Source organism: Conyzicola sp. (assembly GCF_046714715.1).
Taxonomy (GTDB): Bacteria; Actinomycetota; Actinomycetes; order Actinomycetales; family Microbacteriaceae; genus Conyzicola.
Genome location: NZ_JBKKAD010000175.1, coordinates 1 through 12389 on the forward strand (window position 1 = coordinate 1; position 12389 = coordinate 12389).

The 12389-nt window shown below is 70.2% G+C and carries 10 protein-coding genes; 2 read left to right on the top strand and 8 right to left on the bottom strand.

Annotated features, from left to right (window positions below; genetic code table 11):
* The 4 genes from ACLQ6X_RS13945 to ACLQ6X_RS13960 all read right to left on the bottom strand — a co-directional run.
* The coding region (locus ACLQ6X_RS13945; RefSeq protein ID WP_411700758.1) for an ABC transporter permease at positions 1-731 on the bottom strand (731 nt) is incomplete at its 3' end.
* Between the two features lie 3 nt (positions 732-734).
* Entirely contained in the window at positions 735-1751 is a 1017-nt protein-coding gene (locus ACLQ6X_RS13950) for a TIGR03842 family LLM class F420-dependent oxidoreductase (RefSeq protein ID WP_411700759.1), read from the bottom strand.
* A gap of 61 nt (positions 1752-1812) precedes the next feature.
* Positions 1813-3246, bottom strand: a complete 1434-nt coding sequence (gene hydA / locus ACLQ6X_RS13955; protein WP_411700760.1) for a dihydropyrimidinase — start codon at positions 3244-3246, stop codon at positions 1813-1815.
* A 12-nt stretch (positions 3247-3258) separates the two neighbouring features.
* Complete coding sequence (locus ACLQ6X_RS13960; RefSeq protein WP_411700761.1) at positions 3259-4107, bottom strand: nitrilase-related carbon-nitrogen hydrolase; 849 nt, start codon at positions 4105-4107, stop codon at positions 3259-3261.
* A 102-nt stretch (positions 4108-4209) separates the two neighbouring features.
* Between ACLQ6X_RS13960 and ACLQ6X_RS13965 the strand changes: the two genes are divergently transcribed.
* Positions 4210-5547, top strand: coding sequence for an aminotransferase class I/II-fold pyridoxal phosphate-dependent enzyme (locus ACLQ6X_RS13965; RefSeq protein ID WP_411700762.1), 1338 nt, complete (start codon positions 4210-4212; stop codon positions 5545-5547).
* Between the two features lie 105 nt (positions 5548-5652).
* On the opposite strand, the gene ACLQ6X_RS13970 is transcribed toward ACLQ6X_RS13965, so the two are convergent.
* Genes ACLQ6X_RS13970 through ACLQ6X_RS13980 form a run of 3 tightly spaced genes read right to left on the bottom strand, consistent with a single transcriptional unit; the run spans position 5653 to position 10202 of the window.
* Positions 5653-7959, bottom strand: coding sequence for a transglutaminaseTgpA domain-containing protein (locus ACLQ6X_RS13970; protein WP_411700763.1), 2307 nt, complete (start codon positions 7957-7959; stop codon positions 5653-5655).
* Positions 7946-9232, bottom strand: coding sequence for a DUF58 domain-containing protein (locus ACLQ6X_RS13975; RefSeq protein ID WP_411700764.1), 1287 nt, complete (start codon positions 9230-9232; stop codon positions 7946-7948). Before ACLQ6X_RS13975 ends, ACLQ6X_RS13970 begins: the two co-directional genes overlap by 14 nt.
* A 10-nt stretch (positions 9233-9242) precedes the next feature.
* Entirely contained in the window at positions 9243-10202 is a 960-nt protein-coding gene (locus tag ACLQ6X_RS13980; RefSeq protein WP_411700767.1) for an AAA family ATPase, read from the bottom strand.
* 163 nt (positions 10203-10365) lie between these two features.
* Here ACLQ6X_RS13980 and cofD point away from each other — a divergent pair, with 163 nt between their 5' ends.
* The gene (cofD, locus tag ACLQ6X_RS13985; protein ID WP_411700765.1) at positions 10366-11316 is read left to right on the top strand and encodes a 2-phospho-L-lactate transferase; all 951 of its coding nucleotides are present in this window, start codon (positions 10366-10368) and stop codon (positions 11314-11316) included.
* A gap of 118 nt (positions 11317-11434) precedes the next feature.
* Here cofD and cofC read toward each other — a convergent pair.
* Positions 11435-12389, bottom strand: a 955-nt coding sequence (gene cofC / locus ACLQ6X_RS13990; RefSeq protein ID WP_411700766.1) for a 2-phospho-L-lactate guanylyltransferase, incomplete at its 5' end; no start/stop codon positions are given.

Sequence of the window (12389 nt, forward strand, 5' to 3'; positions counted from 1 at the left end):
ATGCCGCCGGGCAGGCCGATCGAGACTTCGGCAACGACCGTGCCGACGACGGCGTTGGCGGCGCCGAGGCGCAGGGCGGGAAGCAGGAAGGGCCCGCTCGCGGGCAGACGGAGGTGCTGGAGGGTGCGCCAGCGGCTCGCAGCATAGGAGTGCATGAGTTCGGTGTGGATGACGTCGGGCGACTGCAGCCCGCGTAGGGCGCCGACCGCGATCGGGAAGAACGCGAGGTAGGAGGCGATGACGGCCACCGACATCCAGTTCTCCCACTCGAACGTGCCGAACTCGAGCTTGGAGCCCCAGCCCTTCACGAGCGGGGCGAGGGCGATGAGCGGCACCGTCTGGCTGAAGATCACGAGGGGAAGCACGGCCGACTCGGCGATGCGGAAGCGCTGCATCAGCAGGGCGAGCGCGAAACCCACGACGAGGGCGATGGCGAGTCCGACCGCGGCGACGCCGAGGCTGAACAGGGCGGCGAGCAGAACCGCGAGCCACAGCGGCTGGGCTGCCGGCGCGCTCGTGATCGGCTCGCCCAGGCGGGCGAACATCTCCCACACGTGCGGCATCGCCAGATCGCTCGTGCGCGGCAGCACCCGGAGACCGGAGTTGCGCACCGCCTCGTCGGCGCCGACCACCCAGCCGTCGGCGGGACCGAGCGCCTTGTAGATCTCCCAGGCCGCAGCGACGAGCAGCACGGCGAGAGCGCCGAGCAGCAGGGGGCGGAAGCGGCGCACCGGCTACGCCTTCGCCGTGATGTGCTCGCGCAGCGCGGGGATGACCGTTTCGCCGTAGACGCGCATCGTCTCCTCTTTGTTGTCGTGCTGCAGGTAGCCGGCGAACTGGTCGACGCCCAGTTCTTTGAGGGCCTTCAGCTTCTCGATGTGCTGGTCCGCGGTGCCGAGCAGGCAGAACCGGTCGACGATCTCGTCGGGCACGAAGTCAGCGTGCGTGTTGCCGGCTCGGCCGTGCTCGTTGTAGTCGTAGCCCTCGCGGCCCGTGATGTAGTCGGTGAGCGCCTTGGGAACCGCCGACCCCTCCCCGTATTTGGCCACGATGTCGGCGACGTGGTTGCCGACCATGCCGCCGAACCAGCGGTTCTGGTCGCGCATGTGCTGCCAGTCGTCGCCGATATACATGGGGGCGGCGACGCAGAACTTGACGGCCATCGGGTCGCGTCCCGCGGCTTCGGCCGCCCGGCGCACCGTCGTGATCATCCACTCCGCGACATCCAGATCGGCCATCTGCAGGATGAATCCGTCGCCGACCTCGCCCGCGAGCTTGAGGGCGAGCGGCCCGTAGGCCGCGACCCAGACGTCGAGGGTCGACCCGACGCTCCACGGAAACTGCAGCGTCGCACCGTTGTACTCGACCGACCGGGAGTTGGCGAGTTCGCGGATCACGTGGATCGACTCGCGCAGGTCTTTGAGGGTGGTCGGTTTGCCGTTGGTCACGCGCACGGCGGAGTCGCCCCGCCCGATGCCGCAGATCGTGCGGTTGCCGTACATCTCGTTGAGTGTGGCGTAGGTGGAGGCGGTGACCGTCCAGTCGCGCGTCGCCGGGTTGGTGACCATGGGCCCCACGATCACCCGGCGGGTCTCGGCGAGGATCTGACTGTAGATGACGTACGGCTCCTGCCAGAGCAGGTGCGAGTCGAAGGTCCAGACGTGGCTGAAGCCGTGCTGCTCGGCGAGCTTGGCGAGCGCGACCGTGCGCGAGGCCGGCGGGTTGGTCTGCAGAACTGCTCCGAAATCCATGGTGCTCTTTCGATTCGTTGGTTGAGTAGCAGGCGAGCGAAGCGAGTTCGCGTATCGAAACCTAGATCAGGTACTGGCTCAGGCCGCGCTTGAAGAACTTTCCGTCGCCCTTCGCGCCGAGGTAGCGGTTGTCGTCGACCACGACCTTGCCGCGCGACAGCACGGTGTCGACGTGGCCGTCGATCTCGTAGCCCTCGTAGGCGGAGTAGTCCATGTTCATGTGGTGCGTCTTTCCGACGCCGATCGAGGTGTGGCCGTTGGGGTCGTACACCACGATGTCGCCGTCGGCACCGGGCTGGATGACGCCCTTCTTGCCATACATACCGAACATGCGCGCGGGGGTGGTGCTCGTCAGTTCGACCCAGCGCGACAGCGAGATGTGCCCGTCGACGACGCCCTGGTACATGAGGTCCATGCGGTGTTCGACCGAACCGATGCCGTTGGGGATCTTCGAGAAGTCGGTGAGCCCCATGTCTTTCTGGCCCTTCATGCAGAACGGGCAGTGGTCGGTGGAGACCATCTGGATGTCGTTGGTGCGCAGGGCCTGCCACATGTGGTGCTGATGGCCCTCGGCCTTCGACCGCAGCGGCGTGGAGCACACCCACTTCGCCCCCTCGAACGCACCCCACTCGTCGCTCTGCGCGCCGAGGTTGTCTTCGAGCGAGAGGTAGAGGTACTGCGGGCAGGTCTCGCCGAAGACGTTCTGCCCGTTGTCGCGCGCCGTGGCGATCTGCTCCACGGCCTGCTTCGCCGAGACGTGCACGACGTAGAGCGGGGCGCCGGTGAGGTTCGCCAGCATGATCGCGCGGTGGGTCGCCTCCTCCTCGGCCTGCCACGGGCGGGTGAGTCCGTGGTTGTAGGGCGAGGTGTTGCCGGCCCTGACCGCCTGCTCGACGAGCAGGTCGATGACGCTGCCGTTCTCGGCGTGCATCATCATGAGCGCTCCGTTCTCGGCACCCTTCTGCATCGCCTTCACGATCTGGCCGTCGTCGGAGAGGAAGACCCCCTTGTAGGCCATGAACATCTTGAAGCTCGAGACGCCCTCGGCGACGAGTTCGTCCATCGCGACGAGCGACGAGTCCTGCACGTCGGAGAGGATCTGGTGGAAGCCGTAGTCGATCGCGCACTGGCCGGCGGCCTTCTCGTGCCACGCCTTGTACTGGTCGAGCACGTTCTCGCCCGCGTACTGCACCACGAAGTCGACGATGCTCGTGGTGCCGCCGTGGGCGGCCGCGCGGGTTCCGGTCTCGAAGGTGTCGGAGGCCTCGGTACCGCCGAAGGGCATCTGCATGTGGGTGTGGGCGTCGATGCCGCCGGGGATGACGTACTTTCCGGCCGCGTCGATCACCGTGTCGACGTTGCCCTCGAGGTCGAAGCCGAGCAGTGTCGACCCGGGCGCGAGCACCGCGGCGATCGTCTCGCCGTCGATGAGCACGTCGGCCCTGCCGGTGCCCGTCGCGTTGACCACGGTGCCGTTCTTGATGAGAGTCTTCACGGGACTGTCCTCCTACGGCCGGGCGATCAGTGTGTACGAGTCGGGGCGACGGTCGCGGTAGAACTGCCAGTCGTCGCGCATCTCCTGCACCATGTCGAGATCGAGGTCGCGGATGATGATCTCCTCCTCGCTGCCCGATCCCCGTTCGCCGACGAAGTTGCCCCGCGGGTCGATCACCTGGCTGGTGCCGTAGAAGTCGACGGCGAGCTCGCCGTACTCGTTGTCTTCGCGGCCCACGCGGTTCGGCTGCAGCACGAAGTAGCCGTTGGCCACGGCCGCGCACGGCCCCTCGACCTCCCACAGCCGGTTCGACAGGCCGGGCTTGGTCGCGTTCGGGTTGAAGACCATGTGGGCGCCGCCGAGGCCGAGTTCGCGCCATCCCTCGGGGAAGTGCCGTTCGTAACAGATGTAGAGGCCGATCTTGCCGACCGAGGTGTCGAAGACGGGGTAGCCGAGGTTGCCGGGGCGGAAGTAGAACTTCTCCCAGAACCTGTCGAGGTGCGGGATGTGGTGCTTGCGGTATTTGCCGAGGATGGTGCCGTCTGCTTCGACCACGACGGCCGTGTTGTAGTAGACGCCCGTGATGTCTTCCTCGTAGATCGGCAGGATCATCACGAGGTTCAGCTCTTTGGCCAGGGCGGCGAAGCGCTGCACGATCGGGCCGTCTGCCGGTTCGGCGTAGCGGTAGTACTTCTTGTCTTCGGTGATGCCGAAGTAGGGGCCGTAGAACAGTTCCTGGAAGCAGATCACCTGCGCACCCTCGGCGGCCGCGTCGCGCGCGAACCTCTCGTGTTTCGCGATCATGGACTCTTTGTCGCCGGTCCATGTGGTCTGGGTGATTGCAGCGCGTACGACGGTCATGCGATACCTCCGGAGGGTCTTACCTTTTGTTATTATTGGCGCTAAACATTTCTCTTACGTTTCGGCTTGTGACGTTGGCGTAAAACCTACTAGGCGGGTCACGTGAAGTCAGTAGCGCTTGCGGTCGAAGAATCCACGCCCAGCGGTATCGCGGGCGCTATCGCGCGGCTGATCACCTCGGGCGCCCTCGCCCCCGGCGACCGGCTGCCCACGGTGCGCGAGCTCGCCGCCGACCTCGGCGTGAGCCCCGCCACCGTCAGCCACGCCTGGCAGGCGCTCGCCGGCGTCGGGCTGATCGTCTCGCGCGGCCGCAGCGGCACCTTCGTGCGCGAGGAACACACCGCCTGGCTGCCTCCCCGGTCGCGCGGGCTGCGCGACGCGAACCAGCCCGCCGCGCGCCTCGACCTGGCGAGCGGCACGCCCGACCCGCTGCTGCTGCCCGACATCGGCCCGGCGCTCTCGCGGGTACCCGCCCGGGCCGGCACCACGAACTACTACGACGTTCCCGTGCTGCCCGAACTCGAACGGGTGCTGCGCGCGTCCTGGCCCTACGAGGTGGACGCCCTGACCGTGGTCGACGGGGCGATGGATGCCCTCTCCCGAACGCTCGACCTGGTGCTGCGATTCGGCGATCGTGTGGTCGTCGAGAACCCCGGCTTCCCGCCCGTCTTCGACCTGCTCGAGCACTACGGGGTCGAACAGGTGCCGGTCGAGCTCGACGAACACGGCATCCGCCCCGAGTCGCTCGCCGATGCCCTCGCCCTCTCCCCCTCGGCGATCGTGCTTCAGCCGAGAACCCACAACCCGGCCGGGGTGTCGATGACCGCCGGCCGGGCCCGCGAACTGGCCACGATCATCCGCTCGGGGCGCACCGCCGACCAGACGATCGTCATCGAAGACGACCACTCCGGCGAGATATCGACGAGCCCCGACGTGAGTCTGGGCTCGTTGCTGCCGGACCGGGTCGTGCACATCCGCAGCTTCTCGAAGTCGCACGGGCCCGACCTGCGCATCGCGGCCGTCGGCGGCCCTGCCGAGCTCGTCGACCGGCTGGTCGCACGGCGCATCCTCGGCCCCGGCTGGACCTCGCGCATGCTGCAGACCGTCCTGCACGATCTGCTCACCGACCCGGGCACCATCGCCGGGCTCGACCTCGCCCGCACGACCTACCGCGAACGTCAGGCGGCGCTGGGTGCGGCGCTCGCTGCGAACGGCGTCGTGATGCCCGTGCCCGACGGGATTAACCTGTGGCTGCCCGTGAACGACGAGCGCAACGCCGTGGTGCAGCTGGCGGCCGCGGGCATCCGGGTCGCTCCGGGAGCGCCGTTCCTCGCCGCTCCGCTCACGACGCCGGGCGACTTCGTGCGGGTCACGGCGGGACTCGTGGCCGAGGGCGCGGACGCTCTCGCCGGCCTGCTGGCCGCGGCGGCCAGGGCCTGACTGGCTTCGCCGGCGACACGAGGGGCAAACAACCGACCTTCAGCACCCGCTTGAGCGTCGATTCGTTGCCCCTCTGATCGGCGGGCTGGGCTGCGGGTCGGCGGGTCAGCGCTGGTTGCGCCAGCGCGCCCCGACCGCGAACCAGCGAGCGAGAACGGATGCCGGCGCGAGCGCCGCGCGCAGACGCACGCGTCGGTCGACCCCGGCCCGCAGGGCGAGCAGCACGGCGTGCAGGTCTGCGGCGGTCGCGGACGCGGACTCCGCGCGTGCCGCCCTCTCGCCGCCCGACCGGGCGAACGACTCGAGCTCGACGGCCGCCCGCAGGCGCTCGAGCGCGGCAACGGCCGCGGGGTCGGAGACGGGCGATCCGCCGACCGGGCCTGTCGCGCCGAACTCGCGGGTGTCGCGGTCGACGGTGAGGCGGTCGGCGAACTGGCGCGGCGTCTCGGCGTCGGTCAGCTGCCAGCCCAGATCGAGCGCGGTGTCCTGAACCTCCTCCCAGGCGCCGAGCGCCGAGCCGTGGTGGAGGTCGTGGACTCGCGCCCGGCGCTTGGCGAAGCGGGCGAAGGCGGGCACGGAGAGCACGCCGAGCAGCGCGAGCGCGGCGAGGCCGAGCACGATGGCGTTCCAGTCGGGGCCGGCGTCGGCACCGCCCTCCGGCACGGCTCCCGCGTCGCCACGGTCGGGCGCGACGCCTTCGGGTGCCGCGGTCGGAGCGGGTGTCGCGGTCGATTCATCGATGTCGGGCGTCGCCGGGTCGTCGACGACGGCCTCGTTGAACTGCGGCACGTTCGTGCGGCCGACGGTCGGCTCGAAACGCACCCAGCCGACGTTCGCGAAGTACAGCTCGGGCCAGGCGTGCAGCTCGTCGGTCGTGACGGTGTACTCGTCTTCGCCGGTGGTCGAATTGCGCACCTCGTTGCCCGTCGTGAAGCCGACGCCGATGCGCGCGGGAATGTCGAGCGTGCGCGCCATCGCGGCCATCGCCGACGCGAAGTGCACGCAGTACCCCGACTTCTCCTCGAGGAAGCGCCCGATCACCCCGGGGCCGGTTCCGTCGTAGCCGCTCTCCACGGGCGCGTCTTCGGAGTAGGTGAACTCGCCGCCGCGGAAGTAGCTCTGCAGCGCGACCGCCCTGTCGTAGTTCGTCGCGGCGCCCGCGGTGACGTCGAGCGCCTGCTGCGCGACGATCGGCGGCAGGCCGTCCGGCAGCTCGAGGTAGGCCTGGAAGTCGGCGGCCACGAGCGGGTCGGCCGCGCGCAGCTGGTCGCTGGTGGGCACGGCGGCCTCCGACGTGACGACGTACTCTTGCCCGCGCACCGACGAGCGCTCCGACCGCACGTTGAGCGTCTCCGGATCCCAGACCCAGCGCCCGACGAGACCGGTGATGCTTCTCGGCGCATAGGGCGCGGGCAGCCAGCGCCCCCGCACGTTGCCCATGGAGATCTCGGTCGTGCTCTCGACCACCGCGACGTCGCCCGCACGTCCGGGCGCCGCCGCGATCTCCTCGGGGCCGTCGTCGCCGTCGGGGTCGCCCGAACCGATCGTCGGCTCCCACGCCGAGTCGGTGAAGTCGTCGAGGGTGGCCATGCGCAGGTACTGCCGCTCCTCCGACGTGGTCGTGTAGGTCAGCGCGACCACCGCGTCGGGCCGACGCAGGTCGTCGCCGAGGTCGATGATCGGGTTGAGGCCCGTGGCGTAGCCGTCGCCGGGGGTTGACGTCTCCACGGGCTCGACCTCGGGCAGCGCGACGGGGATGACGAGCGCTGCCACCATGGCGACGGCGCCGACCCCGACGGCCACCGCCGGCTGGGTTCGCGGCGATGCCACGTAGAGGATGAGCAACCAGGTGGCCCCGGCGAGCACGAAATAGAACGGGTCGGTGAAGTCCGGGTCGACGAAACCGGGAACGGCCACGATCGCGATGAGCGGGATACCGGCGAGCGCCGGCGAGCGGGCGACCATCACGAAGGTGTCGATCGAGAACGCCACGAGGCCGGCTCCGAGCCCGAGGATGAAGAGGATGCCCGGCACGGCCGTGGCGGGCACGCCCTGTTCCTGGATCGATGCGGCTCCGCTCACGAGCAGGTCGCCGAACCGGCCGACGGTGGCGGGCGTCGGGATCAGGCCAAGCAGCGCCGTATCGGCGGCGAAGAAGAGGGTGAGCACGACGACCAGTGCGACCGCACCCGCGGCCGTCGGAACCAGGGGACGCCGGGTGCCGTAACGCACCGCACCGATCGCGATGACGACGAGCACCGCGACGGCTCCCGAGATGAGCCACCACAGTCCGCCGACGAGCAGCTGGTTGAGGCCGCCGAGCGCGACGACCACCGCCACCGCCGTGGCCCCGCTCGACGCCGCCGTCGGTATCGTCGGCCGCAGCGTGCGTCCGCGCCTACTGCCGGCCATCGACGTCTCCGAACCTGGCGCGGTGGTAGTTCTCGCTTCCGCCGGAGCCGTCGTCGAGGGCCGCCGCCCAGACGTCCGCCGGGTCATCCGTCACCCGCACCGAGACGCACTGCCAGCCCGCGCGCGTGAGCGACTCCACCGTCGCCGACTGCGCGTCGTCCACCACGAGCGCCACTCCGTGCTCGTGCCTGGCCCGCTGGCCCGCCACCCAGCGCAACGTGTCGTCCGACGGCCGCGACAGCACGGCGAACACGGGCCCGTGCATGTCGACGTCGGCGGTCGTGGGCACGCCCGAGCCGAGATAGTCCGGGGAGGGCCGGGCGCTGGCGAGGGAGGTGAGGAAGTCGATGTCGTGGCCGGTGCCCCCGCCCGCCTCGACCGGGGCGACGAGCTGGGACGCGCCGGTCTCGCGCAGTTGGATCAGGAAGCCTTCGCCCACGAGGTGCACGCCGAGCGACGCGACCATGCCGAGCACCCACTCGAACGACTCGGGGGTGGCGTATCCGCTGTCGCGCGTGTCCACGATCACCCGGGCGGTGGGGAAGCTGCTCTCCTCCTCCTGGCGCACCATGAGGTCGCCGTGCCTGGCCGTAGCGCGCCAGTGCACGCGGCGCAGGGCATCGCCGGAGCGGTACTCGCGCGTCATGAGGTCGTCGTTGTTGCCGGCGGCATTGCGGCGGCTCGCGCGCACCGAGCCGTCGCCGCCGGAGAGCGAGAACCCGCTGCCGCTCAGGTCGGTGACCCGCGGCGCCACGATGAGCTGGCGGGCCTCACCGACCTCGACCGCGTTGTGGGTGAGGCCGAAGGGGTCGAACCGCTCCACGGTGACCGGCCCGATGTCGACGATGCCGCGCGCGGGCGGGTGCAACACGTACTCGAGTCGGGTGCTGCCGGCGGCGGTATAGCGGGCGGAGGGCAGCGACCTGAGCGGCGCCGGGTCGGTGCTGCCGGAACCCCACGGCAGGCGGTCGCGCCACTGGGCACTCGCGCTGCGGCCCGTCGTGTCGTTCGTCACCTCGATCGAGACGGTCACGGGGCCGCCGACCGAGACGACGTCGAGATCGAACCGCCGCGCGGCCGACAGGCGTGGCGAGCGGAAACGCACCAGCAGCACGCACAGCGCGACGAGCGCCCCGAGCAGGCAGGCCGCGAACAGCAGCTGAGGGCTGCCGAGAATGTACGCGCCGACGAAGAGCACGATCGCCGCTACGACGATTCCCCATCCTCGCCTCGTGAGCCCGGTCGCGCGGCGACGCGTGCCCGAAGATGCCATTCGGTGATCCCTAGCGGCCGACGGTGCCGAGCGGAACCGGCGTGTGTGCGACGATGCGAGCGACGATCTCGGCGACGCTCGCCCTCGCTACGCCGCCCGACCTGTTCGCCGCGATGAGGCGGTGGGCGAGCACGGGTGCGACGATCGCGTTCACGTCGTCGGGCAGCACGAACTCGCGGCCGTCGAGGGCGGCCCGCACCTTCGCGGCCCGCACGAGCTGGAGGGTGGCGCGCGGACTGGCACCGAGGCGCAGTTCGGAGTCGCTGCGCGTGGCCTGCGCTATGCGCACGACGTACTGCTCGACGGCCTGGCTGACGAAGACGTTGCGTGCGGTGACGATCATCGCCGCGAGCTGCTGCCCGGAGACGACCGGCGCCACGTCTTCGAGCGGGCTGCGGGTCTCGCGCGACCGCAGCATCGCGATCTCGGCGTTCGAGTCGGGGTAGCCCATCGAGATGCGGGCCATGAACCTGTCGCGCTGCGCCTCGGGCAGCGCGTAGGTGCCCTCCATCTCGATCGGGTTCTGGGTGGCCACCACGGTGAACGGCGTCGCCAACGCGTAGGTCGTGCCGTCGACGGTGACCTGCTGCTCTTCCATGCACTCGAGCAGGGCCGACTGCGTCTTCGGGCTCGCCCGGTTGATCTCGTCGCCGATCACGAGGTTCGCGAAGACCGGCCCTGGCTTGAACTCGAACTCGCGGTCGACCTGGTTGTAGATCGAGACGCCCGTGATGTCGGACGGCAGCAGGTCGGGGGTGAACTGGATGCGCGAGACCGAGCAGTCCAGGCTTTTCGCCAGCGCCCGCGCGAGCATCGTCTTGCCCACGCCCGGAACGTCTTCGATGAGAAGGTGGCCCTCGGCGAGGATGACGGTGAGCGCCATCTCGATCGCCTCGCGCTTGCCGTCGATGACGGTCTCGACGGAATCGACGATCGCGCGCGACGCGCGGAAGAACTCCTCGATGCTCATCGCGGGCGCTGCCGCGACCGACACCGCCTCGTGCCCGGACTCGAACTGCCCCACAATGGTGTTCACCCTATGAGTGTGCCAGAAGATGAGCGATCTGCCCCCTGAGAATCCGCAGAGCATCGGGGCCGTCGGAACGCGCGGCGCCGGCGACTATCGTGAACAAATGAAAATTACAGTGCTCTCCGGCGGCGTCGGCGGCGCCCGCTTTCTGCGCGGCCTGCGCGAACACGTGCGTTCGAACCTGCCGGGGGCACAGATCACCGCGATCGTGAATACCGGCGACGACATGTGGCTCACCGGCCTGCGCATCGCTCCCGACCTCGACTCGATCATGTACACGCTCGCGGGCGAAAACGACGAGACGCGGGGCTGGGGACGCGTCGGCGAGACGGAGCGGGTCAGCGGCGAGCTGCGCGCCTACGGCATCGGCTGGCCGTGGTTCACCCTGGGCGACCTCGACATCGGCACCCACCTCACCCGCAGCCACCTGCTTCGTGAGGGCCAGCCGCTCAGCGCCGTGACTGAGCGCATCACCGCCCGCTGGGACCTCGGCGTGCGGCTCCTGCCCGCGACCGACCAGGAGGTCGAGACGCACGTGCTGGTCGAGGGCGACGAACTGCACTTCCAGGAGTGGTGGACCCGCCACCGCGCGAGCCTGCCCGCCCTCGGCTTCGTGCAGCGCGGCGTCGAGACCGCGACCGCAGCGCCGGGCGTGCTCGAGGCGATCGCGGAGGCCGACGTGGTGCTGGTGGCGCCGTCGAACCCGGTCGTGTCGATCGGCACGATCCTCGGTATACCCGGCATCCGCGCGGCGTTGGCCGCGACATCCGCCCGCGTCGTCGGCGTATCGCCCATCATCGCGGGATCCGTCGTGCGCGGCATGGCCGACGCCTGCCTCGCGGCGATCGGCGTCGAGACCAGCGCCGAGGCCGTCGCGCTGCACTATGGGGCGCGGTCGGCCGGCGGACTGCTCGATGCCTGGCTCATCGACGAGACGGATGCCGCGGCTCTCGCCACGATCGAGGCGGCGGGCATCACGGCACGCGCCGTTCCCCTGTGGATGAGCACCCCGGAGACGAGCGCGCGGCTGGCCGCCGAGGCCTTAGCGGTCTAGCCGTACAGCGGCGCCGGCACTGGCACTGGCCGCGCGCCGGAAGTGCAGTTGTGGCGGGTGCGACGTACCCGGCACCCACCACAAGTGCACTATCCCGGGCTGGCCTCCGGCTCGGGAGCTAGCCGCCGAGGGCTGCGGTGGTGCGCGCACCGACTCGCGGGCGTAGCGCGGTGAGCTGGTGGTAGGTGTCGACGTCGTTGCGCAGGCCCCAGTCGCCGGGCAGCTCGAGCAGCGCATAACCGGCGGCAACGTGCGCCGCGCTAGAACCCGGGCCGAACGCCGCGGCGTGGGTCGCGCCGTCGGCCGCGGTGACGAGCACCGTGCCGCTGCCCTCCGCGTCGGCGACCATCGCCCGGTCGTGGCGCGCGGCGAGCGCGAGCGCTCCGTCGAGCTCTGAGGGCGAGAGTGCCGGCAGGTCGCCGAGCAGCACGGCGATGCCACGGCCCGGAGCACCCAGTTCGGAGGCCAGCTCGATGCCGCTGGCGACCGCGGCGGCGAGGCCGGCCGGCTCTTCCTCGACGACCACGAGCGCGTCGAGTTCGTCGAAGGCGTTAGCGACCGCGGTGCTGGTGACGACGATCACACCGACGACCGACTCTGCGGCGAGTGCCGCGGTGGTCGTGTCGAGGGCGATCGCGAGTGCCAGTGCACCACGGTCGGGCAGCTCGTCGCCGAACCGCGACTTGGACTCCGGCGTTCCCTTCACGGGAATGACGACGACCCACTCGCGGGTCGGCTCGACCACGTGCGACTCGGCGACGGGCTTGCCGGTCTTGCGGATGCCCGTGTTGCGGGGTGTGGACTCGAACTGCTCGACGGCGGCGCGGCCGATCGCGCTGCGGGCGGATTCGCGGGTCGGGCGCCCTTCGACAAGCTCAGGGACCGAAGGGGGCTCAGGGGACGCGGGCGGCCCAGGGGACGAGGAGGGCTCAGGGGGCCTGGAGGCCGCGGCGCGGCCGGCCTCGTAGCCGTCGCGCCACGCCTCGTCGGAACCCTGCCGGAACATGTCGTTCACCGCGGGGCGGATGAGCACGCGGGCTCCGGGCGCATCCGGATCGAGCAGTCGTCCGAGT